Genomic DNA, 24,031 nt, shown 5'->3' with positions numbered 1-24,031 from the left:
TCACCTCCCGACATCGAAGCGCGCCACGCTCAAAAGTCGTAGTCGGGCTCATGGCCATTGTTCTCTTTTTCTTGCTTGGGCTCTTTTTTCTCCAAGGCCTGATCCGACTCGTAACGCTCTAGTACTTGCTTCTTCAGTTCACGCACATATGGCTCGTCTTCAATCGCCACCACATACAGGTGAATCGGCAGCTCGCCTTTTTTACCGCTGCCCAATATGTTCATGGCTTGATCAATCGTATCAAACGAGCGCCCTACCCCCGACGTGGGATCGCACAGCCCGAACGTGATGAAACTCGCCCAATCCCACCCGCAGGTGCGAACGTCCAAGGCCATTTTGGTACTGGTGGTACTTCTACCTTTATCAATCAGCAGCTGTCGCAGTGCCGGCGCCGAACTCACCGTGGGTACGGGTGCATCCAGCTTGAAGCCTGGCGACTCATGGTAAAACAGGTAGTAGCCCGCGTCTTGCAGGCTGGAAAGCGTGGTCAATTGGCCCTTTTGGCTACCGATATCAGCCACCCAATCCTTGGCACGCTTGGCCTGCAACAACACCGCTTTGCGGCAGACCAGCCCCCCGACATTCAGTGAAATGATCACCCCAAGGTCTGCGCCAACGCGGCTTTCCTCAGGCGTCCCGGCCAATTGAAGCGCACCGAAATACGATTGAGAGGTCGGATAGCCAAATGCAGGAATTTTTTGCCCCGCCCAATCGGCCAACCACTTTTCCACATACACGCTGAACCGACCGTTGAGCGGATCTTCCTTGGCGACCGTACCGGAAAGAAACTTCGCCATTTCATCTTCACATTGAAGCATCGCCCAATAGATTGTCCAAAGCACGTCAATGGACAATGTCAGTGGCGACGTGAGCATTTGGGTCAACATCTGCCATTGTTCCACGGGCTGCGTCGAACTCAGCAACTCGATGGCAGAGTCTGCGACCATGTTGGCGGCTGCGAGCTTGGCGCAGGCCGCGACGATCTCTGGATAGCCCCCGGTAACCGGCACTCCGTAGTGTTTGGCATAAGCCAGGTCACGAATGGCCTGAGCTTGCTGTTGCAGGCCGGCATACTCCTCGTCAGTCGGGCGTTGTTGAAACACCAGTGTCCCAAGCAGGGCCGTTGCGTCTGCTATCTCGTGTTTGCGCACACAGGCGTCGATATCGGACAACACCGCCGGAAACTCGGCAGAGAGCCACGCAGCGCCGGACGCAGAAGCCAACGCGCGGGCCGAGGCAAGCTTGAACGCTTCGAGTACCTTTAGCTGTTGCTTCGACTCATCCAGCAGCAGTTGCTTCGGATCCCGTGTTTGTTTTTTCGCTCTGACGTTTGTATTGTGCTGCGCAATCTGCGTCTTGAGTGACGCCTCATTCGCATCCCAATGCGCCACAGCTTGCTTATGGTCCGCTAGGGCTGAGTTACGTAACTCCTTAGCGTCTGTCGTATTTCGTCGATTAACCAACCAACCGAACCCGTAATGCTTTTTAGCGAGGTCATCGACCCCCGACTGGCACTCATCCAACTTGTCTTGGGTGGGTTTCAGGGCCTGCATCCGTTCAAAGGGGGCGTTACGTAACTTCAAGGCGTCAATCCCTTCGATCGCAGCCTGATCATCGGTGATCGTTTTGTTCAGCTGGATGATCGTTGTCTCGATGCAAGAAGAGAGGTCTTGGGCTAATTGGGTAACGATTGAGCGGTTAAGTGCGTGCATCAAACTCATGGATGACTTCCCAGTCTTACAGCTATGCCCCACAGATACGCACCGCCGAACGCCTTGGTCCGCGGCACAATTTCCCGGCGCCAGGCGCCCGTCGAGATGCAGGATACTTAGCACTAAAAAATCCTGCCAGCCTGCAATCGCAAGATACCGTCAGCCTCATTGGCAATCTACGTTGCAATCGCGGCAACAGTCCTTTGTCATCACGCGCATTGATAGCACCCTAACGAAACCCCCATCCTAGAGGGCTTTCCCGCCGCTTATATCATTCCGAATGATAGTTACCTTTGCTTCATTCGATTCGTGACATAGCACCCCGCCGCGCATGATCCGCCCATCTCAAATACATTGGCGGATGCACCTCATGGAACAGTCACTCAAACATTTGCGCTTCCCCCTGGCGATCCTGGCCGTGGTGGTGATGAGCGCGTGCGGCAAGACCCCGGAACAAGCGGCCGCCATGCCTGCTGCCAAAGTCAGCGTGGCCAAGGTGCTGGAGCAACCGGTCAACGAGTGGGATGAATTCACCGGTCGCCTGGAAGCGCCGGAGACCGTGCAGATCCGTCCACGGGTGTCGGGCCAGATCGATCAGGTGGCCTTCATCGAAGGTGCCCTGGTGAAGAAAGGCGACCTGCTGTTCCAGATCGACCCGCGTCCGTTCCAGGCTGAAGTGCGCCGCCTCGAAGCCCAGCTGCAACAAACCCGTGCTGCGGCCAGCCGCAGCGACAACGAAGCGCAACGCGGTGAACGCCTGCGCCAGAGCAATGCGATCTCCGCCGAACTGGCCGACTCGCGCACCACCGCCGCCCAGGAAGCCCGCGCCGCGGTCGCCGGCATCCAGGCGCAGTTGGACCTGGCCAAGCTGAACCTGAGTTTCACCCGCGTCACCTCGCCGATCAGCGGCCGTGTCAGCCGTGCCGAAATCACCGCCGGCAACCTGGTGACCGCCGACGTCACCGCGCTGACCAGCGTGGTGTCCACCGACAAGGTGTACGCCTACTTCGACGCCGATGAGCGCGTGTTCCTCAAGTACACCGAACTGGCCCGCCAAGGCCGTCGCGGTGCGACTACCCCGGTGTACCTGGGCCTGTCCAACGAAACCGGCAACCCGCACCAGGGCCAGATGAACTTCGTCGACAACCAGGTCAACCCAGCCACCGGCACCATCCGTGGGCGTGCGGTGTTCGACAACACTGACGGCCGCTACACCCCGGGCCTGTACGCGCGCTTGAAGCTGGTCGGCAGCGGCACCTACTCCGCCGTTTTGATCAATGACGAAGCTGTCGGCACTGACCTGGGCAAGAAATTCGTGCTGGTGATGGAAGGCGACAAGCCGGCGTATCGCTCGGTGGAACTGGGGCCGAAAATCGAAGGCTTGCGCATCGTGCGCAGCGGCCTGAACAAGGATGACACCGTGATCGTCAAGGGCCTGCAACGCGTACGTCCTGGCTCGCCCGTCGCCCCGGAAACCATCCCGATGGCCAGCAAGGAAACCCTCGCCGCCTTGGCCCAACAACGACAAGCGCTTGAAGCCAGCAACCTGGAGCAAGTGGCGCCGGAAAAAACCGCGCCCAAGCTCGCAGCCGTTGCGACTCCACGCGGTTAAGGGATACGACTCAAGATGAATTTTTCCAAGTTCTTCATTTCGCGGCCGATCTTCGCAGCGGTACTGTCGCTGCTGATCCTGATCGCCGGTGCAATCTCGCTGTTCCAATTGCCGATCAGCGAATACCCGGAAGTGGTACCGCCGACCGTGGTGGTGCGTGCCAACTTCCCCGGCGCCAACCCCAAGGTCATCGGTGAAACCGTGGCCGCGCCATTGGAGCAAGCCATCACCGGCGTCGAGAACATGCTGTACATGTCCTCGCAATCCACTGCCGACGGCAAGCTGACCCTGACCATCACCTTCGCCCTGGGCACCGACCTGGACAACGCGCAGGTGCAGGTGCAAAACCGTGTGACGCGGACTCAGCCGAAATTGCCTGAGGAAGTGACACGCATCGGTATCACCGTGGACAAGGCTTCCCCCGACCTGACCATGGTGGTGCACTTGACCTCCCCGGATCAGCGCTACGACATGCTCTACCTGTCCAACTATGCCTTGCTCAATGTGAAGGATGAGTTGGCGCGTCTGGGCGGTGTGGGTGACGTGCAGCTGTTCGGCATGGGCGACTATTCCCTGCGTGTGTGGCTGGACCCGAACAAGACCGCTTCGCGCAATTTGACGGCGACGGATGTAGTCACCGCGATCCGCGAGCAGAACCGCCAGGTGGCGGCCGGTGCCTTGGGTGCGCAACCTGCGCCGAATGCCACCAGTTTCCAGTTGTCGGTGAACACGCAAGGCCGTCTGGTGACGGAAGAAGAGTTCGAGAACATCATCATTCGCGCAGGCGATAACGGTGAAATCACCCGCTTGAAAGACATCGCACGGGTCGAGCTGGGTTCCAGCCAATACGCCCTGCGGTCGTTGCTCAACAACCAGCCGGCGGTGGCGATCCCGATCTTCCAGCGCCCGGGTTCCAACGCGATCGAGATCTCCAACGAAGTGCGCGGCAAGATGGAAGAGCTGAAAAAGAGCTTCCCGCAGGGCATGGACTACAGCATCGTCTATGACCCGACCATCTTCGTGCGTGGCTCCATCGAAGCGGTGGTGCACACGCTGTTCGAAGCACTGATCCTGGTTGTATTGGTAGTGATCCTGTTCCTGCAAACCTGGCGCGCCTCGATCATTCCGTTGGTGGCGGTGCCGGTATCGTTGATCGGTACGTTTGCGGTGATGCACCTGTTTGGCTTCTCGCTCAACGCGCTGTCGCTGTTCGGCCTGGTACTGGCGATCGGTATCGTGGTGGACGACGCCATCGTGGTGGTGGAGAACGTCGAACGGAATATCGAGCTGGGCCTGGAACCGTTCCCGGCCACCGAAAAAGCCATGAGCGAAGTGACCGGCCCGATCATTGCCACGGCGTTGGTGCTGTGTGCGGTGTTCATCCCGGCTGCGTTTATCAGCGGCTTGACCGGGCAGTTCTATAAGCAGTTTGCCTTGACCATTGCGATCTCCACGGTGATCTCGGCGTTCAACTCGCTGACCTTGTCGCCGGCCCTGGCTGCTGTGTTGCTCAAGAGCCATAACGCACCGAAAGACCGTTTCTCCAAGGTGCTCGACAAGCTGCTGGGCGGCTGGTTGTTCAAACCGTTCAACCGTTTCTTCGAGAAAGCCAGCCACGGTTACGTCGGCACCGTACGCCGGGTGATTCGCGGCAGCGGCATCGCCCTGTTCCTCTACGCCGGTTTGATGGTGCTGACCTGGTTCGGTTTTGCCCACACCCCGACCGGTTTCGTACCGGCCCAGGACAAGCAATACCTGGTGGCCTTCGCCCAACTGCCGGACGCCGCCAGCCTGGACCGCACCGAAGATGTGATCAAGCGCATGTCCGACATCGCCCTCAAGCAGCCGGGCGTGGAAGCAGCGGTCGCCTTCCCGGGCCTGTCGATCAACGGCTTCACCAACAGCCCGAACAGCGGCATCGTGTTTGTCACCTTGAAGCCGTTTGATGAGCGTAAAGACCCAAGCATGTCCGCCGGTGCGATTGCCGGTGCGTTGAACGGCAAGTACAGCGACATCCAGGAAGCCTACATGGCGATCTTCCCACCGCCGCCGGTACAGGGCCTGGGTACGATTGGCGGGTTCCGCCTGCAGATCGAAGACCGTGGCAACCTGGGTTACGACGAGCTGTACAAAGAAGTGCAGAACGTCATCACCAAGAGCCACAACGTTCCAGAACTGTTCGGCCTGTTCACCAGCTACACGGTCAACGTGCCCCAGGTCGATGCGGCCATCGACCGTGAAAAGGCCAAGACCCACGGCGTGGCGATCAGCGACATCTTCGACACCCTGCAGATCTACCTGGGCTCGTTGTATGCCAACGACTTCAACCGCTTTGGCCGTACCTACCAGGTCAACGTGCAGGCTGAGCAGCAGTTCCGCCTCGACGAAGACCAGATCGGCCAGCTGAAAGTACGCAACAACAAAGGCGAGATGATCCCGCTGGCGACCTTTATCAAGGTCAGCGACACCTCGGGCCCGGACCGCGTGATGCACTACAACGGCTTTATCACCGCCGAGATCAACGGCAACGCCGCGCCGGGCTACAGCTCGGGCCAGGCGGAAGCGGCGATCGAGAAGTTGCTGAAAGAGGAACTGCCCAACGGCATGACCTACGAGTGGACTGACCTGACGTATCAGCAAATCCTCTCGGGCAACACTGCACTGTTCGTGTTCCCACTGTGTGTGCTGCTGGCGTTCCTGGTACTGGCGGCCCAATACGAGAGCTGGAGCCTGCCACTGGCGGTGATCCTGATCGTACCGATGACCCTGCTGTCGGCCATCACCGGGGTGATCATCTCCGGCGGCGACAACAACATCTTCACCCAGATCGGCCTGATCGTACTGGTGGGCCTGGCGTGCAAGAACGCGATTCTGATCGTCGAGTTTGCCAAGGATAAACAGGCGGAGGGGCTTGACCCGCTGGCTGCGGTACTGGAGGCGTGCCGTCTGCGTCTGCGGCCGATCCTGATGACCTCGTTCGCGTTCATCATGGGTGTGGTGCCACTGGTGTTGTCCAGCGGTGCCGGTGCCGAGATGCGTCATGCCATGGGTGTGGCGGTGTTCTCCGGGATGATCGGCGTGACCTTCTTCGGTCTGTTGCTGACGCCAGTGTTCTACGTATTGATCCGTCGCTATGTGGAGCGCCAGGAAGCGCGCAAAGCGGCCAAGGCCTTGAAGCTGGAGACACAGCAATGAGCGTGAAAGTATTCCTGCCGAGCTTGCTGGTACTGGCGCTGAGCGCCTGTGCCGTGGGCCCGGACTACAAAACCGAGAATCTGGAGGCGGCCAACATCACGGCCGCCGCCGACACCAAGAGCTATGACCACGCCAAGTACGAAGGCATCTGGTGGCAGCAGTTCGAGGACCCGACCCTCAACCAACTGGTGACCCAGTCGTTGAGCGGGAACCGTGACCTGCGTGTGGCGTTTGCCCGCCTGCGCGCCGCCCGGGCGATCCGTGATGATGCGGCCAACGACATCATGCCGGTGGTCACCTCCCGCGCCAGCAGCGATGTGGGCAAGGGCCAAATCCCCGGCCAGACCACCAGGCGCGTCACCAGCGAGCGCTATGACCTGGGCCTGGACATGGCCTGGGAAGTGGATTTGTTCGGGCGCATCCGCCGCAACCTGGAGGCCAGCGACGCTGACCAACAGGTGGCAGAAGCCGACCTGTATCAACTGCAAGTGACCATGATTGCCGAACTGGTGGATGCCTACGGTCAACTGCGCGGCGCGCAACTGCGTGAACGCATCGCCCTGGACAACCTGAAAAACCAGCAGGAATCGCGCACCATCACCGTCAGCCTGCGCGATGCCGGGGTGGGCGACCAGTTGGACGTAGAACGTGCCGACGCCCGCCTCGCGGCGGTCGAAGCCAGCGTGCCGCAACTGCAAGCCGAGCAAGTGCGCGAGCGCAACCGCATCGCCACCCTCCTCGGCCAGCGCCCGGACAAACTGAGCGTGGACCTGAGCCCGAAAGACCTGCCGGCGATTGCCAAGGCGCTGCCGATTGGCGACCCGGGGCAACTGCTGCAACGGCGCCCGGACATCCTCAGCGCCGAACGCAAACTGGCCGCCGCCACCGCGCGGATCGGCGTGGCCAAGGCCGACCTGTTCCCGAGGGTCAGCCTCAGCGGCTTCCTCGGCTTCACCGCCGGGCGCGGTTCGCAGATCGGCTCCGCCGCCGCAAATGCCTGGTCCCTGGGCCCGAGCATCACCTGGGCCGCCTTTGACCTGGGCAGCGTGCGCGCCCGTTTGCGCGGTGCAAATGCCGAAGCGGACGGCGCGTTGGCGACCTATGAGCAGCAAGTGCTGCTGGCGCTGGAAGAGTCTGAGAATGCGTTCAGTGATTATGGCAAGCGGCAGCAGCGCCTGGTCTCGCTGATCCGTCAGAGTGAGTCCAGCCGCGCGGCGGCGGACCTGGCGGCGATTCGTTACCGCGAAGGTACCGTGGATTTCCTCGTGTTGCTCGACGCGCAACGTGAGCGGTTGGCGGCGGAAGACTCCCAGGCCCAGGCCGAGGTGGATTTGTATCGCGGGATTGTGGCGATCTACAAGGCGCTGGGCGGGGGTTGGCAGCCGGATACGGTGGTGGCCAGCGCCAAGTGATTTGATTTAAAGAGCTCCTTTGGTTGGTCGCATCCAGCCAATTTTTAGCCCCATGGTCCATTTGGTCGTGGGGCTTTTTTTTGAGGATTTTTTGTGGGATTAGTCTTAAAAAGTTGAAGGCTATAGCTGTAGGCATTTCAGAAAAATATTGTAGGCTATTTCTTAACCCTGCCCACTGCGGAGTTAGTTAACCAGATTTACTTTAATTGAACCTCGACACGCATAGCTGGCCGGCGCTCACCTTGATTCAAGAAAACAGCGACTCTGACGAAAAGCCGATGTAACTTTCAACTATTGGAGGGACCATCATGGCTATATTGTTGACGGCGGAGCAAATGCGGCACACCAAGGCTTCCAATCCTTTCCAGATCAAGAACCCTGGACAGGTGACGAATCAATTCACAATAACCGAGGCATCCAAGGCCGCAGAAACACTGAAGCTTAGCGACAGTAAAGAAATTGTTGAGCTGAAGGCGTTTTTGAAAAAGTATGACATGACGTCAATCAGCACTGACGAATTGAAAGTCGTTGGCCGCATGCTTTACAAAAACGAAATGATTAGCGGCCGATCCTTTGGCATGTTTATTTCGGGAGATGGTGCATCCGACGCTAACGGAAACCAAACCGACACCCATGTGAAGTTTAATGCCATCGCGCTTTTCAACGAGAAACTTGAAGATACTATTGCACATTTCAAGAGCGATCCGGCAATCCCGAAGCGTGAAGGTGCCACGGACCACTTGCAGGGCATGATAGATGCCAATCATGCAATCAATGCCCTCTCCTACTTCATAAACTCAAATGCCAGTAGTCTTTCAATCGACGAACGCGCCTAAGGCATCTCCAAAAATCAGTGCGCTGAGAACGTCCCAGCGCACTGCCCAATTCAAGAAAATCAACGCCCGTAACGGGTCGTGCCTGAATAGGCTTTTGGAAGCTCCTCGTTATTTTTCACGCGCACTCTATAAGTTCCGAGTGGCCCGTTATACGTGGCACTATTGCCTATACCGAAGGTTTCCCGCTTCCACGAGGCGTCTATTTCTCGCTCAATATAAACTTCAGGTGGTCTACCTACGCCCAGAGCAGAAATTCGCGCATCAACATTTGCGTTAGAACATCCATTGGCCGAGGTTATCGTAAACGGTCCATAGGCCGTCTGCTCCGCTCCCCCAGGCACGATATTCGTATAACTATCCGTTATGTATAGGCACGCAGCGAACAGCTGCGACGACATCACCATTAACACAGCAAACCACACCGCAATAAGACTTTTCATGATCACACCTCAAAATCAATAATTAATTTTCAAATATGCACAGAAAGCCAATCTATTGGTTTATTTATCCATAGAATCCCCTCACAGTTAAACAGTATGTCCAGCTTCCTACACAGCAATCTAAAGTCACTGCAGCTGGCAGAAGGAAACACACGGCTTACTGTGCACGAATTCACGCTTTGAATATGCCAGCCGCTTCCTAAAATCATTAAGGAGCGCTCTGTCATACCAATTCGATGGAACGAGTCAGCTATATCCTAATCCCGCTCAGGAGCAACTAATTCCGAGAACTTTCATTCAAAATCAAACTCCGGTAATGCCCCGGATTCGACCCCACCCATTTACGAAACGCCTTATAAAACGAACTGGCATCCGCAAACCCCAACCGCGCCGCAATCTCGGCAAAGCTGATCTGCGGTTCAGCCAGCCAGACAATGGCCAACTCTTTACGCACGCTGTCCTTGAGGCCCTGATACGTCTGCCCCTCTTCCGCCAGGCGTCGGCGCAGGGTTGAGGCGGAGATGCACAAACTGGCGGCCAGGCCGTCGGTTTCCGGCCAGGTGTCGGGGGGCAGGTGGCGCAAGTCGTGTTTGATGCGGGTGGCGAGGCTGTCGGGGTCGCGGTATTTGACCAGGATGTTGGCCGGTGCGTGGGCGAGGAAGCGTTTGAGTTCTTCGGCGCTGCGCTTGATTGGCAGGTCGAGGCAGTCGGCGGAAAAGATCATGCGGGTACGTGGCCGATCAAAGCGTAGGTTGTCGGAAAACATCACCTGGTAGTCGTCGCAAAAGTCCGGCTGTGAGCAGCGCAATTCAATCGCCAGGATCGGAATGCGCCGCCCCGCCAGCCAGCAGGCCACGCCATGCACGATCATCCAATAGGTGAAATAGGTGAACGCGCGCTTGGGTACGGGTTCCGCCAGCACGATCTCCGCCAGGCTCTGTTGGCGCACCAGTTGCGCGGGCATTTGTTCCAGCATCAAGGACAGAAAGCCCAGCGCGGTTTCCAGGCCGGTGGCGAGCGTCGGTTGTGCCATCGACGCGTGACAGAGAAACGCCAGGCTGCCGGATTTGAGCCGACGCGGGTCCATGCCGAAAAACTCATCGTCGTGACGCCGCGCCAGCAGGCGCCAAAGCCGCGCGTAGGCCGTGGCCGGTACACGAGCGTCAGGCTGCTCCAGCAACGCCGGGGCAATCCCGACTTTGCTCAGCGCTTCAACCGTGGCCGCCCCGGGCGCACAGCTCTGCAACAGGGCTTCGCGCACGAGGTGGATGGAGATGGAGTCTTTTTCCGACATGGGCAGTTGGGCGTTCCGGCGGCACACAAGATGGCGTGCATCATAAGGGCGGTTGCCCTTCGCCACCACCGTTCAGCCACTGTTCAGCAAACGTCAAGAATTGTTGTTTAGCAATGAGTATCATTATGTTACAACTTAGCCTCCTATCTAGTTGCGACGCGGTGCCGAATGCTTGTTCCTTTTCTCATCATGTTGCGCGAAGGCATTGAAGCCGCACTGATCGTTGGCATCATCGCCAGCTACCTGCAACAGACCGGCCGTGGCCAGTGGATGCCGGCGGTATGGGTCGGGGTATTCCTCGCCGCTGCCCTGGCGTTGCTGGTGGGTGGTGGCCTGGAGTTGGTCAGCGCCGAATTCCCGCAAAAGCAGCAGGAATTGTTCGAAGGTGTTGTCGGACTGGTCGCCGTAGCCATCCTCAGTTCCATGGTGTTCTGGATGCGCAAGGTGGCGCGTTCCATCAAGCATTCCCTGCATGAGTCCCTCGACCACGCCCTAGCCGGCTCCAAGCATCAGGTCACGGCGCTGATCCTCATGGTGTTTTTCGCCGTGGCCCGTGAAGGCCTGGAAACCGTGTTCTTCCTGCTGGCCGTGTTCCAGCAAAGTGAAGGCCCGGGCGCACCGATTGGTGCCCTGCTCGGCTTGATCCTGGCGATCATCGTCGGCTTCCTGATCTACAGCGGCAGCATGCGCCTGAACCTCGGTGCGTTTTTCCGCTGGACCGGCCTGTTCATCCTGGTGGTGGCCGCCGGCATCCTCGCCAACTCGGTGCAGGCCCTGCATGAAGCCGGCGTGTGGAACCACCTGCAAGCCGTGCTGTTCGATTTCAGCGCCGTATTGCCGATGGACAGCCCGCTGGGCTCGGTACTCGCCGGCATGTTCGGCTATCAGGAAGCACCGACCGTGAGCACCCTGGGTGCCTACCTGATTTATCTGGTGGTGGCGCTGGCGATGTTCTTCCTACCCTCGCCCGTCGCCCAACCTTCCTCCGTTTCCAGCCAGTAAGGACCGCCCCTTGTCCAACCCAACTCCCCAACCGGCCCTGCCGCCCCGCGCCCTGCGCTGGGCCGTGGCGGGCTCGGTGGTCGTGATGATCGCCGCCGGTGGCCTGTTCTACTATGCGTCGCAACTGGCCGCGAGCAAGCGCCAGGCCAACCACAATGAAATCGCCGTGACCATTCACGGCCACGCCTGCGAGCCGAATGCGCTGACCGTACCCGCTGGCCGTGCGAGTTTTCGCATCATCAACCGCTCCGACCGGGCGGTGGAATGGGAAATCCTCGATGGCGTGCTGGTGGTCGAAGAACGGGAAAACATCGCCCCCGGCCTGAGCCAGGTGATCAACGCCAACCTGCTGCCGGGCGACTACGCGATCACCTGCGGCTTGCTCAGCAACCCGCGCGGCACCTTGCATGTGACGCCGACGGCGGAGTCGGATGCGCAAGCCAAGGCCAAGCCATCGATGGTGGCATTTATCGGCCCGCTGTCGGAGTTCCGCGTGTACCTGAGCAGCCAGGGCAGCGCGCTGGTCAAGGCGGTGACTGCGTTGCAGCAGGCCATCGACGCCGGTGACCTGGCCCAGGCGCAAGCGCTGTACATTCCGGCCCGTGAGGCCTACCAGCGCCTCGCCCCGGCGTCCCAGCGCCTGGCGGAACTGGATAACGCGATCAACGCCCGTGCCGACTACTTTGAAAAACGCGAGCAGGACCCGGCCTTCAGCGGCTTCCACCGCATCGAATACAGCCTGTTCCAGCAGCGCAGCCTCGATGGCCTGGCGCCGATTGCCCAGCGCTTGCTGACCGACGTCAGCACGCTCAAGCAACAGTTGCTGGCCCAATCGCTGCCACCGGAACAGTTGGTCAGCATCGTGGTGCGCAATCTCAACAGCCTGGCGGATGTGCGCGCCCTCAGCGGTGAAGAAGAACGTTACAGCCACATCGACCTGAACGGTTTCGCCGCCAACCTGGAGGCCGCGCACAAAGTGGTCGACTTGATGCGCCCACTGCTGGGCAAATCCGCCGCCGAGCTGTTGCCAAACATCGACAGCGCCCTCGCTGCCTTTGCCAGTGAACTCGCCGGATTCAAGACGAGTACTGGTTATACCCCCTACGACAGCGTGACCGCCGATCAGCGCAAGCAGATCGCCGACAAGGCCAAGGCTCTGGCCGCCGCACTCGATGGAATCGATCCCGCCCTTGGCCTTTCCCGCCTGCAGTGAAGACGACCGCACACATGAGTGATTCCGCACACACCAACCTCCAGCGCCGCCGTGTCCTGCTGGGCATGGCCGCCACCGGCGTCGCGCTGGCGGGCAGCAGCCTGAGCTGCCCGGCCATGGCCGCTGCCGAGCAAGTCACCAGCGCACCGCGCAGCGACAAGACCCAGGACCACCACGACTTCTTTGGCCAGCACCAAAGCGGCATCGTCACCCCGCGCCCGGCCTGCGGCATGCTGGTGGCGTTCGACGTGCTGGCCAGCGACCGCGCAGACCTGGAGCGGCTGTTTCGCACCTTGAACGAACGCATCAGCTTCCTGATGACCGGCGGCGCCGTGGCGCAAGTCGATCCAAAGCTGCCGCCCACCGATTCGGGGATCCTCGGCCCGGTGGTCACGCCGGACAACCTGACCATCACCGTGTCCGTCGGCGAGTCGCTGTTCGATGAGCGCTTCGGCCTCGAACACGCCAAACCCAAGCGCCTGAGCCGCATGGTGGGTTTTCCCAATGACGCGCTGGAACCGGCGCAATGCCACGGCGACTTGAGCCTGCAATTTTGCTCCAACACCCCCGACACCAATATCCACGCCCTGCGCGACATCGTGAAAAACCTGCCCGACCTGCTGCTGGTGCGCTGGAAACAGGAAGGCAGCGTGCCGCCCCAGGCGCCGAGCAAACCCGGCGAGCCGGCGCAGAGCGCGCGCAACTTCCTCGGCTTCCGTGATGGTTCGGCCAACCCCAACTCCAACGACAACAAGGCCATGGACCAGATCGTCTGGGTCCAACCGTCCAGCGACGAACCGGCCTGGGCCGCCCAAGGCAGCTATCAGGCGGTGCGCATCATCCGCAACTTCGTCGAACGCTGGGACCGCACCCCGCTGCAAGAACAGGAAAGCATCATCGGCCGCGTCAAGACCACGGGCGCGCCCATGGGTGGCCAGCAAGAAAGCCAGGTCCCCGACTACAGCCAGGACCCCGAAGGCAAGTTGACCAAGCTCGATGCCCACATCCGCCTGGCCAACCCGCGCACGCCGCACACCCAGGGCAACTTGATCTTGCGCCGGCCGTTCAACTACTCCAACGGCGTCAATAAAAACGGTCAGCTGGACATGGGGCTGTTGTTCATCTGCTACCAGGCTGACCTGGAGAAAGGCTTTATCAGCGTGCAAACCCGGCTCAATGGCGAGCCCCTGGAGGAATACCTCAAGCCGGTCGGCGGCGGGTATTTCTTCACCTTGCCGGGGGTCACGGGCCCCAAGGATTTCATTGGCCGCACGCTGCTGGCCGCCACGCACCCGCACACCACTGCCAACACCTGAAACCCACCCCACAGCGGAAACCGTCCCATGAAGAAGTCGACTCTCGCGTTGTCGTTGCTACTGACCCTTTCGCCGTTGGCTGCGTTTGCCGCCACGGCACCGCTGGACCTGGTAGGCCCGGTGTCGGACTACAAGATCTACGTCACCGAAGAAATCGCCGAGTTGGTTACCCAGACCCAGGCGTTTACCGATGCGATCAACAAGGGCGACCTGGCCACGGCCAAGAAGCTCTACGCGCCAACCCGCGTGCACTATGAGTCCATCGAGCCGATCGCCGAGCTGTTCAGCGACCTCGATGCGTCCATCGATTCGCGCGTGGACGACCATGAAAAAGGCGTGACCGCCGAAGACTTCACCGGCTTCCATCGCATCGAGTACGCGCTGTTCTCGCAGAACACCACCAAAGGCCTGGAGGCGCTGACCGCCAAGCTCAACACCGACGTCAACGACCTGAAAACCCGTGTGGATGGCCTGACCTTCCCGCCAGTAAAAGTCGTCGGCGGTGCCGCCGCGTTGCTGGAAGAAGTCGCCGCCACCAAGATCTCCGGCGAAGAAGACCGCTATAGCCACACCGACCTGTATGACTTCCAGGGCAACATCGACGGCGCGAAGAAAATCGTCGACCTGTTCCGTGGCCAGATCGAGAAACAAGACAAGGCCTTCCTGGCCAAGGTCGACAAGAACTTCGCCAGCGTGGACAAGGTCCTGGCCAAGTACAAAACCAAGGACGGCGGCTTCGAGACCTATGACAAGGTCAAGGAAAACGACCGCAAGGCCCTGGTGGGTCCGGTCAATACCCTGGCAGAAGATCTGTCCACCTTACGTGGCAAACTGGGCTTGAACTGATCGAGCCAGTGCGCCTTCGTCCCTCGCGGACACGAAGGCGCATGCCTCAGCCGCCCGCCTGCGACAAGGCGGCTTGCGGCACAAACCCTTGCAAGGGTGCCCCGCCGGTTTCGAAGGTGTGCGGGTTGACCCCATACCAGTGATTGTTTTTTTGTACTGCGTAGAGTTCCTGCCCGTCGTAGATGCCTTGCTGCGCGCCCGCCGGTTGGCCTCCAGCGACGGAGCCGTAGACGCCCGCCCCCCAGCGACAGCGTTCAAATGCGGTAGCCGGCAGGTAAATGCCCGAGTCCAGCAATCGCAAATCCCCCTTCAAAAAGCTCTTTAGCAGCCCTGGCGCCTTTTGCCCTGATTTCAATAGGCCAACGGTGCCGTCCAGTGGGTTGAACAGGCTGCGAAAGAACGGTGCGGCGCCCTTCAAGCCCTGCATGGTGAACGCACGGCCGTTGAAGGGCAGCACCATCTTCAACCCCCTGAAGAAGTTTTTGGTCACACCCACGCCACCGGTCACTGCAAAGGACGCAAAGTCGATCAGCAGGCCTTTCAGACCTTGGGCGACGTTACCTTCAGCAATGTCTGCAACAGCCCCGACAAACGGCAGCAGCCCCAGCACCATACGCAGGTTCTCGCTGCTGAATACGTCGTCAGCACCAAACGGAAACTCGCGTTGGCGCTGCAAATTCGTGGGCTGGTTGGCATAGGCGGTCAACGCGTCGCGTCGCTCGTCAAAACTATTACCCAGTATGCCCTCGACGATACGCGCGGTTTTATCACTGGCGAAGCTGTTGGGTACGGGCACTCCCGTATGGCTGACCCCAGGCTTTTGCAAGGTGGCTGCCAGGTCGGGCGCGGCTTTTTCAATGATGACCGGCGATTGCACCCCCGCACGCGGCTCAGTCCCGGAGGAATAGGCCTGGAAATCAAACGCCTCGGTTTTCTCCCGGCGAACATCCTCGCGGGTGTAAGCGAAGGGCCCCAACGCTCTCTGCTCCTTTTTGATCTCCCCCCCAAGCGACAGGGAGTACGGCAAGTCGTCGCGCTTGATCATGCGCATAGAGCCCGGAAACACTTCGTAATAGCCAAACCGCGGCTCGACGATCCCCGTCTCATAGCGGATCAGGGTGCCCTGTATGCCTTTGCTCTGCGCCACTTTCGATTCGTCGCCGTTGTCTTCTTCAAGTGTTTCTCCGGTGGCCTTGCGCAAGCTGAAAAACTCGATCTGCCCGACTTCCAGTGCCTTGCGCTGCGCCAATGGCAGCTGAGCGATCATCAGCTTTAACGCGCTGGCTTGGGCCCTACGTGTATCGGCCACGTAGCGATCGATGGCTGGGGCAACCAAGGGCGCGATCAACGGCAGTTGCTTGATTCGCTCATCAAACGTTGCCTGGGAGATCCTGCCAGGGGGCAATTCGTACTGAACTTTGCCGGTGGAGTTCTCCGTCATCCAATTGGTGACCTGCGCCAGCAAGCCCAACTTCGCTTGCCCGGCCAGTAGCACTTCGGTCAACAGCACTGGCGGCTGCGTCCCTTGCATGGTGTGGTAGACCCGCTTGAGTTTGAAGTCGCGAATTTCCTGCTCGGTCAGCTCTGGAAACAGCCGTGCCAGTTGCTGGACCAACAGGCTGGTCTGAGTCGGTGGCTCGCTCGTCAAGGTACTAAACGCTGCATCGGTGAGTGCTTGCTGGGCAGTAAAGGCTTCGCTGGCCTGTCGGTAATGCTGCGGCGCATATTGGCCATTCGCGGGTGTGGGGAAAACGCCGGCCATTACCGCCCACTCCAGCAACGGCCTGGCGGCCAGGCTTTTGATCAAGGTTTCCTGCTCGGGAACCTGGGCCTGCAATTGGGTCAGCGCCAACAATTGCGTGCGGCTCATCAAACGTGAAGCCCCCGGGCCTGACAGCGTGTCTGCCAAAGCGCAGCCCAGGCGCAAGCCAAGCCAGGCGGTTGAACCAAGGGTGATGTCATCGCTGCTTTGCTTGAGCAGTGCCGCCCCAGGTGCCGCCGAGTCAGCCTTGACCAATAGCTCGGGCGCGGCCTGCGCGAGGAACATATGGGCGAGCAACGGCGCACTGCGGGCACTGGCGCCTTTGCCTTGCAGATGCAGTTCGATATCGCTGCGCAGCGCTTTCTGGCTACGCCCCAGGTTGTTCGGCGAGTACACCTCATACCCGGCCACAAAACCCGGCCGGCCAGGCACATCGCCGCCGACCTCAAGCTTGAGGGCCGTCGCCAGTAATTGATGACGCATGGCTTTGGACAAGGGTTGGCCGCCAGCCACTGCATACAATTGCAGAGCCTTCGCCATGGCGTCCGCCTTGGCCACAGCGGCGGGCGAGTCAAAAAAAGCGCCCAGCCGATGGTCCGCGTCGGGCAGCGAATGCCATGGATCCGGCTGCGCGAGAAAGCTGTCCAATAACCCTCCCATACCTGCCGCGAGGCGCTTGAGTGCCCCACAGTCAGCGGTGGACAGTGCCCCCGGGGCCCAGGCAGACGGGGTCAGTTGCGCAAAGTCGGCGGCCAGCGGTGCCGGGGCCAGGCGGGTATCCAGCCATGCCATGGCGACCTGCACTTGTGCGTGGGTCTTGGGTGCGCCCAGACAGAAAAAGTCCAACGCCTGGCGTACGTCATACGTCTCCGTTGAGTAGAGTGCGTTACCCGTCTTTTTACTCTGTACAACCAGTTGGCGAAGGCCATCGCGCAGGGTATCGCCCTGCGGGTGTGGGTGTTCGCTGAGCTCGGCGTCGAGGCTGGCTTGCAGGGATAGCCATCCACCCTCAGCGGTCCGCAGTTGGAGATCGCCTTGGCTGATCCTGAATTGATCGTCATGGGCCACAAGGTTGTTCTTGGCGAGAAACGCCTTGAAGAACTGCGACGCCAAGAGCTCGACAAATGCATTGCGAGGGGCCTTGCTGCGCCGCGCCAACGAGGCGCCCGGCTCAGCGATGAAGGGCTGTTGATCAAGGTTGAGATCGTCGTCCGCAGCCTTGTTCTTGAGCTCGCGCCGCAGGTGATCGAGCAGTCGTGTACGTTCCGTTGCATCACCGCGGGCCTGGGTCAATTGGCTGTATTGCTCGCGCCAGCGAACCCGCTGCGCGGACAAAATCGGCGGCCAGCCATCTCTCTTGAGCTGTTGACCAAGGGCTGACGACGACTGCTCATTCCGGGGCGGTTGTACCCCATAGAAATCCAGGATGGCATGGCGCGGCACCGGATTTTCAGTGACCGCAAGCCCGAAATTACTCGGCGACAGGGCCTGCTGCGCAGCAGACAAATGGGCACTGACCTCACCCCAGCCAGAGCCGTCGCTGGTGGTAAAGCGCACCAGTGTGTCTTTGCCATCTTGGGTGACCACACCCGTCACATGGTCGTTGAACACCCGCACAGTGGCGAGTTTAAGACCCTTGGCGCGCAACCAATCTTGCAAAGGTTGCTCACTCAGTGCCTGGGTATACACGCTGATAAAGGGCGCGATGCTGGCATTGCGCGGTATGACGGGTACAGACGTGATGCCCTTGAGCAGTCCGCGCATCAGGCGCTCCTGCACGTTGGCATCCCCTTGGGTCGCGTTTTCCTCGGATAGAAAACGCTGGGGTATTGCATTGCTCGTTGTCGACGCATCGCGCCTGACTCGCGGTGCGCCAGAGGCCCAGGGGCCGGGTTGCAATGGAAACGGGAGTTGAGTGGCAAGGTTGAACGCGCGGTCATGACCGCCTACGCTGATCATCGACATGGTCTTTTCTCTCTACCAATGGAAACGGCAAGAGTCCTTGTCCCTAAGAACTGTCGAGAGAAAATCTACCGAGCCATTCTTGACGCAAGCGTCAGCAAAGTCCGAAAGCCTTGCAGGCAATCAGTGGGAATTATTTGGCCACAGTCAACACGCGTCAGAGTATCCGGTACAGCAACCGCTCAATCCGCACCCGGCTGACCCGCCGCAGGAACTTGCCGACCGCTTCGGGGTAGTCCACCAGGGTCTGCAATTGCTGGTAACCGTCGATACGCGTGGCGTGCTGGAAAATCTGCGCCAGCTCGGTGCGACGCGGCTCCAGCCACTGGCCCTGGGGATCGTCGATCAACAAGGCGTTTTCCAGGTCCAGGCGGAACGCCCGTGGGTTGAGGTTGTTGCCTGTCAACAGCGTATAGCGCTGGTCCACCCACATGCCCTTGAGGTGATAGGTGTTATCGCCATCGCGCCACAGGTGCAGGTTCAACTGGCCGCTGTCGAGCATCGGCTGATGGCGCTTGGCAAAGCGGCGCAGGCTGATTTCATACAGGTAAGGCAGCGCCGCGATCACCTTGAACGGCTCGCTGGGCGGGATGTAGAAGTCGTTGGCGGTCTTGTCGCCGACGATGATGTCGATTTTCACCCCACGGGCCAGCGCGCGGTTGATCTCGCGGGTCACCGGCAACGGCAGGTTGAAATACGGGGTGCAGATGGTCAGTTGCTGCTGGGCACTGGCGATCAGCTCCAGGATCACCCGGCTCAACGGGTTGTTCTTGCCCACACCCAGCAGCGGGCTGACCGACAGATGACCATTGGGCAACTGCCCTGCCGTGGTGTCATAGGCCGCGTGCTTCAGGCGGCTGCGCAAGTCGCCGATGTCGTTGCGCAGGCTGCGGGTGGTCGGCGGGTTCGGCAGGTCGAGGCGATGCACGGCCTTGGATGCCACCAGGCCATGCTCGATCAGATGCTGCATCGAATCGGCCAGCGGCTGGTTGTGGATCAAGTGGTAACGGTCGAAGCGGTACTTGTCGAACTTGTGCAGGTACACATTGTTCAGGCTCGCGCCGCTGTACAAGACGGTGTCGTCGATCACAAAGCCCTTGAGGTGCAACACGCCGAACAGCTCGCGGGTCTGCACCGGCACGCCGTACACCGGCACTTCACTGGCGTGGCGCTGGGTCATGGCCTGATACCAGGCGCTGTTGCCCGGTTGTTTGCCCGCACCGATCAGCCCGCGTTGGGCGCGCAGCCAGTCAACCACCACCACGATGTCCAACTCCGGGCGCGCAGCCTTGGCGGCGTGCAGGGCGTCGTAGATCTCCTGCCCGGCTTCGTCGTGCTGCAAATACAGCGCAACAATGTAGATGCGCCGGGTCGCCTGGGGGATCAGGGCCAGCAGGCGGCGGCGATACGCATCGGCGCCAGACAGCACGTCAATCGCGTCGGGAGTGAGGGGAAAACCGCGCAGTTTTGGCAACAGGGAGCGTTTGAAGAACGACGGCATAGGGCTCGCAATGGGTCGAATCCGAAGAGGCACCGAGCTTACACCATGGGGGTGCTCAGGTCTTGCTGCGGCGCATGGAAAAATTTTAATTGACCAAGAAGAACGATCGTTCTACTGTTTGCCACATGAACGACATGACCCGCGACATCATTCTCGACGTGACAGAAAAGTTGATCTATCGCCATGGCATCGCCGCCACCGGCATGGACTTCCTGGTGAAAACCGCCGGTGTATCGAGAAAAAGTATCTACCGTTACTTCGCCAACAAAGATGAGTTGGTGATTGCCGCCTTGCAGCGCCGCGACGAGCGCTGGCTGCAATGGCTGCGCACGGAAGTGGAGCGCCAGGAAGGCAGTGGCGAACGCCTGCTGGCGCTGTTCGACGCCCTCAAGGCGTGGTTTGGCTCAGCCGACTTCCGTGGCTGCGCCTTTATCAATACCAGCGGTGAAACCGGCGACCCACAAGACCCGGTGCGCCTGCTGGCCAAGGCCCATAAACAGAAACTGTTCGAGTACGCACTTGAACTGTGTCAAGCACATGGCACCCCCGACCCGCAGCAGCAGGCCGCGCAACTGCTGATCCTGATCGATGGCGCCATTACCGTTGCCCTGGTGATGGGTGATTCAACTGCGGCCGATAATGCGCAATGCATGGCGCGAACGTTATTGGCGCTTTGAGCCCATAGGCCAGGCAACTTTCCGATAATCCCTTATTGTTTTAAGGAGCATGCCAATGTCATCCAACATCGATGTACGCCCACCCTTGCCACCCTTTACCCGCGCATCGGCCATCGAGAAAGTGCGCCTGGCCGAAGACGGCTGGAACTCCCGCGACCCGCAACGGGTATCCCTGGCCTACACCCTGGACACCCGCTGGCGCAACCGCGCCGAATTTGCCCACGGCCGCGAACAAGCCAAGGATTTCCTCACACGCAAATGGGTCAAGGAGCTGGACTACCGGCTGATCAAGGAGTTGTGGGCCTTCACCGATAACCGCATCGCCGTGCGTTATGCCTACGAGTGGCATGACGATTCGGGAAACTGGTTCCGCTCCTACGGCAATGAGAACTGGGAGTTCGACGAAAACGGCCTGATGGCCAATCGGTTTGCCTGCATCAACGACCTGCCGATCCAGGCCAGCGAGCGCAAGTTCCACTGGCCGCTGGGCCGGCGCCCGGATGATCATCCGGGGCTATCGGACTTGGGGCTCTAGCCTGTAGCCGCAAGCTTGAAGCTTCAAGCTTGCGGCTGGCTGCTCAATCCTGATTCAAGCCCACGCGGTACAACACGCCATCATCCTCATCCGTCAGCACATACAAGTAGCCATCCGGCCCCTGGCGCACATCGCGAATGCGTGCTTTCAAACCGCCCAGCAACCGTTCCTCATGGATCACCTTGTCGCCATCGAACTGCAAGCGGATCAGCTCCTGACTGGCGAGTGCGCCGATAAACACGTTGTGCTGCCAGGGCTTGAAGCGGTCAGCGTCATAAAACGCCATGCCACTGATGCCGGGGGACTGCTCCCAGACATGATGGGGCTGCACCGTACCCTCTGCCGTCTTGCCTTTGGCCTCCGGGATTGGCGTCAGCGAATAGTTGATACCGTGGGTTGCCAACGGCCAGCCGTAGTTCTTGCCGCGCTCGATGATGTTGATCTCATCCCCGCCACGGGGCCCGTGTTCGTTTTCCCAGATCGTGCCGCTCCACGGGTTCAGTGCCAGGCCTTGTGGGTTGCGCTGGCCGTAGGACCAGATCTCCGGCCGCACACCTGCCTGGCCCACAAACGGGTTGTCATCGGGCACGCGCCCATCCGGGTAAATGCGCACGACCTTACCCTGCAATTTGTCCAGGTCCTGGGCGGTCGGGCGATCGTTGTTTTCGCCCAGGGTCACGAACAGGTAGCCGTCCCGGTCAAACGCCAGGCGCGAACCAAAGTGGTTGCCGGTGGACAGCTTGGGCTCCTGGCGCAAGATCACCTTGAAATCCTTCAAACCGCTAAGGTCATCGGCCAAACGCCCACGCCCAACCGCCGTGCCGGCGGTACCGCCCTTGCCACCGCCTTCGGCATACGACAGATACACCATGCGGTCCTGCTTGAAGTCCGGCGACAGCACCACATCGAGCAAGCCGCCCTGCCCTTTGGCCCACACCGGCGGTACGCCGCTGAGTGGCGCCGACAGTTTGCCGTCCGGGCTGACGAAGCGCAGATGGCCTGGGCGCTCGGTCACCAGGAAACCTTGCCGGTCTGGCAGAAACGCCACGGCCCAGGGATGATCCAGGCCCTGGGCGATCGGCGTGACCGTGATGCTGCCTTGCTCGCTAGGGAATTGTTGGGGGCCAGCGGCGTACACCGCCGACAACGGAAGAAGGGTGGTCGCGCAAATGGCAGCCAGGAGGGTTTTACGTAGGAGCATAGGGCGAGTCCTTACCGGCGATTGCCGTTGGCATCGTAAGTGGGGGCTTTGGTTTCGGTGGCTGGGCGGCTGGGGGCGGTGTTGCGCGTAGGATAACGATTGCCGATGCCGCCGTTATCCAGGGTCGGTGCGCGCGGCGCCGGGCCAACCTGGGGCCCGCGCACGGCCGGCGCATTGGGCTGGGTGCCCTGCATGCTGTTGGGGTTGGCCCGGTGGATCGGGCTGTTGTTGGCGTCGTTGCTGCCCGGCAGGTTTTGCGCCTGGGCACCGGCGGCAATGAAAACGCCCAGTGCCAACAGGGCCAGGTGGCGTACACAACTGTTCATGACAAAGCCTCTCAAGGGCGAGTAGTACGTGCTTTCGATAACACGCTACGCCCAGGGTTCGGCTTTGGTAACTAAATAGTTTCTCATCAGGTGTAACACGATCTGTCGGCGCGCCCCTCAGATCAACAGGAAAATGGCCGCCAATGCCGCAAAGATCGCCCACTTCTCCAGGTAATAACGCGTGCGGTTGCGCTTCTTCAGCGCCTTGCCGCGCAGGCGAATCTTATAGAGCCGGGTAAAGGCGCGGTTCAGCCCTCCGGTCTTGTCGCCTGCGTCATTGGGCGAGCCCGCCGCCGCCATCACGTTGCGGCTGAACCAGCGGTTGAAGGCCGCCGCCCAGCGGTATTTCATTGGCCGTTCGATATCGCAGAACAAAATGATGCGGTTGTGCTGCGTGGCGTTTTCGGCGTAATGGATGTAGGTCTCGTCAAACATCACCGCCTCGCCATCGCGCCAGGCGTAGCGCTCGCCATCCACGTTGATGTAGCAGGCCGCATCGTTTGGCGTATCCAACCCGAGGTGGTAACGGTAGGAGCCGGCGTAGGGGTCGCGATGACGCACCAGCTTGGAGCCTGGCGGCAACTCGGCGAACATCGCCGCCTTGATCGAGCCGATGCCCTGCACCAGTTCAGTGGTGCGCGGGCACAGCTTCATCGCCGAGGGATGGCTGTCGCCGTACCACTTGAGGTAGAAGCGCTTCCAGCCAGACTTGAAGAACGAGTTGAAACCCACGTCGTTGTACTGGTCCGAGCGCTTGATCGCGCCGGCGCGCATCAGGTTCTGCCCTTCCTGGCGAATTTCTTCCCAGTGTTCCTGCAGGGGTCTGAGGTCTGGAAAGTCGCTGGGGGCCAGATAGGGTCGGCTGGGCAGTTTTGAGAACAGATAGAGAAAGCAGTTGATCGGTGCCAGGAAGGTGGAATGGTCGCTCAATTGGCGGCCCAGTGTGTGGCGCACTCGACCACGCAAATGCACATACGCAATGGAGGCAACGTAGAGAACAACAATAATGAGTTTCACGGAATTTCGTCACACGTCAGGAGACAACAGGCTGCTCCTGCGTGCCCACGACGGCCGAGGTTTGGATAAGCAGCAGCTGAAATCACAATTCACAGACAGGTAGCGCGGGCGGCTCAATGACAAGCCGCTGCGTGACCATTTGGCAGATATTTAGCCACAAGTTGTAACTAAA

Annotated in this window: 18 protein-coding genes; 10 read left to right on the top strand and 8 right to left on the bottom strand. The window is 60.1% G+C overall.

Annotated elements, in window-relative coordinates:
• Positions 1-29: 29 nt before the first annotated feature.
• Positions 30-1,721 carry a hypothetical protein gene (locus tag J1G37_RS12800; RefSeq protein WP_207042132.1) on the bottom strand — a complete coding sequence of 564 codons (1,692 nt, stop codon included), beginning with the start codon at positions 1,719-1,721 and terminating at the stop codon, positions 30-32.
• Between the two features lie 361 nt (positions 1,722-2,082).
• Between J1G37_RS12800 and mexE the strand changes: the two genes are divergently transcribed.
• The 4 genes from mexE to J1G37_RS12780 all read left to right on the top strand — a co-directional run bounded on the left by mexE (position 2,083) and on the right by J1G37_RS12780 (position 8,767).
• Positions 2,083-3,324 carry a multidrug efflux RND transporter periplasmic adaptor subunit MexE gene (gene mexE / locus J1G37_RS12795; protein WP_207042131.1) on the top strand — a complete coding sequence of 414 codons (1,242 nt, stop codon included), beginning with the start codon at positions 2,083-2,085 and terminating at the stop codon, positions 3,322-3,324.
• Between the two features lie 15 nt (positions 3,325-3,339).
• Positions 3,340-6,519 carry an efflux RND transporter permease subunit gene (locus J1G37_RS12790; protein WP_207042130.1) on the top strand — a complete coding sequence of 1,060 codons (3,180 nt, stop codon included), beginning with the start codon at positions 3,340-3,342 and terminating at the stop codon, positions 6,517-6,519.
• The gene (locus J1G37_RS12785) at positions 6,516-7,931 is read left to right on the top strand and encodes a TolC family protein (RefSeq protein WP_207042129.1); all 1,416 of its coding nucleotides are present in this window, start codon (positions 6,516-6,518) and stop codon (positions 7,929-7,931) included. Before J1G37_RS12790 ends, J1G37_RS12785 begins: the two co-directional genes overlap by 4 nt.
• Before the next feature lie 308 nt (positions 7,932-8,239).
• Positions 8,240-8,767 (top strand): hypothetical protein, encoded by a 528-nt coding sequence (locus tag J1G37_RS12780; RefSeq protein ID WP_207042128.1) that lies wholly within the window; start codon positions 8,240-8,242, stop codon positions 8,765-8,767.
• Positions 8,768-8,826: 59 nt separating this feature from the next.
• Here the strand turns inward: J1G37_RS12780 and J1G37_RS12775 are convergent, their stop codons facing one another.
• Positions 8,827-9,207 (bottom strand): hypothetical protein, encoded by a 381-nt coding sequence (locus tag J1G37_RS12775; protein WP_207042127.1) that lies wholly within the window; start codon positions 9,205-9,207, stop codon positions 8,827-8,829.
• A 277-nt stretch (positions 9,208-9,484) separates the two neighbouring features.
• On the bottom strand, positions 9,485-10,501 hold the full coding sequence (locus J1G37_RS12770; RefSeq protein WP_207042126.1) for an AraC family transcriptional regulator: 1,017 nt from the start codon (positions 10,499-10,501) through the stop codon (positions 9,485-9,487).
• Between the two features lie 168 nt (positions 10,502-10,669).
• Between J1G37_RS12770 and efeU the strand changes: the two genes are divergently transcribed.
• The 4 genes from efeU to efeO (J1G37_RS12750) are packed head-to-tail and all read left to right on the top strand — an operon-like array spanning position 10,670 to position 14,878.
• Entirely contained in the window at positions 10,670-11,503 is an 834-nt protein-coding gene (efeU, locus tag J1G37_RS12765) for an iron uptake transporter permease EfeU (RefSeq protein ID WP_207042125.1), read from the top strand.
• Positions 11,504-11,513: 10 nt separating this feature from the next.
• On the top strand, positions 11,514-12,716 hold the full coding sequence (gene efeO / locus J1G37_RS12760; RefSeq protein WP_207042123.1) for an iron uptake system protein EfeO: 1,203 nt from the start codon (positions 11,514-11,516) through the stop codon (positions 12,714-12,716).
• Between the two features lie 14 nt (positions 12,717-12,730).
• Complete coding sequence (gene efeB, locus J1G37_RS12755) at positions 12,731-14,032, top strand: iron uptake transporter deferrochelatase/peroxidase subunit (RefSeq protein ID WP_242551561.1); 1,302 nt, start codon at positions 12,731-12,733, stop codon at positions 14,030-14,032.
• Between the two features lie 27 nt (positions 14,033-14,059).
• Positions 14,060-14,878 (top strand): iron uptake system protein EfeO, encoded by an 819-nt coding sequence (gene efeO / locus J1G37_RS12750; protein ID WP_207042119.1) that lies wholly within the window; start codon positions 14,060-14,062, stop codon positions 14,876-14,878.
• A 46-nt stretch (positions 14,879-14,924) separates the two neighbouring features.
• On the opposite strand, the gene J1G37_RS12745 is transcribed toward efeO (J1G37_RS12750), so the two are convergent.
• Complete coding sequence (locus tag J1G37_RS12745) at positions 14,925-18,404, bottom strand: hypothetical protein (RefSeq protein ID WP_207042117.1); 3,480 nt, start codon at positions 18,402-18,404, stop codon at positions 14,925-14,927.
• A gap of 355 nt (positions 18,405-18,759) precedes the next feature.
• On the bottom strand, positions 18,760-20,103 hold the full coding sequence (pssA, locus tag J1G37_RS12740; protein WP_207042115.1) for a CDP-diacylglycerol--serine O-phosphatidyltransferase: 1,344 nt from the start codon (positions 20,101-20,103) through the stop codon (positions 18,760-18,762).
• Between the two features lie 125 nt (positions 20,104-20,228).
• Between pssA and J1G37_RS12735 the strand changes: the two genes are divergently transcribed.
• Together J1G37_RS12735 and J1G37_RS12730 are read left to right on the top strand one after the other, a co-directional pair.
• Positions 20,229-20,780, top strand: a complete 552-nt coding sequence (locus J1G37_RS12735) for a TetR/AcrR family transcriptional regulator (protein ID WP_124524505.1) — start codon at positions 20,229-20,231, stop codon at positions 20,778-20,780.
• 55 nt (positions 20,781-20,835) lie between these two features.
• A complete protein-coding gene (locus J1G37_RS12730; protein ID WP_207042113.1) occupies positions 20,836-21,315 on the top strand; it encodes a nuclear transport factor 2 family protein in 480 nt (159 codons plus the stop codon).
• 43 nt (positions 21,316-21,358) lie between these two features.
• Here the strand turns inward: J1G37_RS12730 and J1G37_RS12725 are convergent, their stop codons facing one another.
• The 3 genes from J1G37_RS12725 to lpxO all read right to left on the bottom strand — a co-directional run bounded on the left by J1G37_RS12725 (position 21,359) and on the right by lpxO (position 23,859).
• Positions 21,359-22,516 (bottom strand): PQQ-dependent sugar dehydrogenase, encoded by a 1,158-nt coding sequence (locus tag J1G37_RS12725; protein ID WP_207042110.1) that lies wholly within the window; start codon positions 22,514-22,516, stop codon positions 21,359-21,361.
• Positions 22,517-22,527: 11 nt separating this feature from the next.
• A complete protein-coding gene (locus J1G37_RS12720) occupies positions 22,528-22,842 on the bottom strand; it encodes a hypothetical protein (protein ID WP_207042109.1) in 315 nt (104 codons plus the stop codon).
• A 117-nt stretch (positions 22,843-22,959) separates the two neighbouring features.
• Positions 22,960-23,859, bottom strand: coding sequence for a lipid A hydroxylase LpxO (gene lpxO / locus J1G37_RS12715; RefSeq protein WP_207042107.1), 900 nt, complete (start codon positions 23,857-23,859; stop codon positions 22,960-22,962).
• Between the last annotated feature and the right edge of the window lie 172 nt (positions 23,860-24,031).

The sequence above is a fragment of the Pseudomonas sp. Marseille-Q1929 genome (genome assembly GCF_017316265.1).
GTDB lineage: Bacteria > Pseudomonadota > Gammaproteobacteria > Pseudomonadales > Pseudomonadaceae > Aquipseudomonas.
This window is presented reverse-complemented; position numbering and strand designations above follow the sequence as displayed.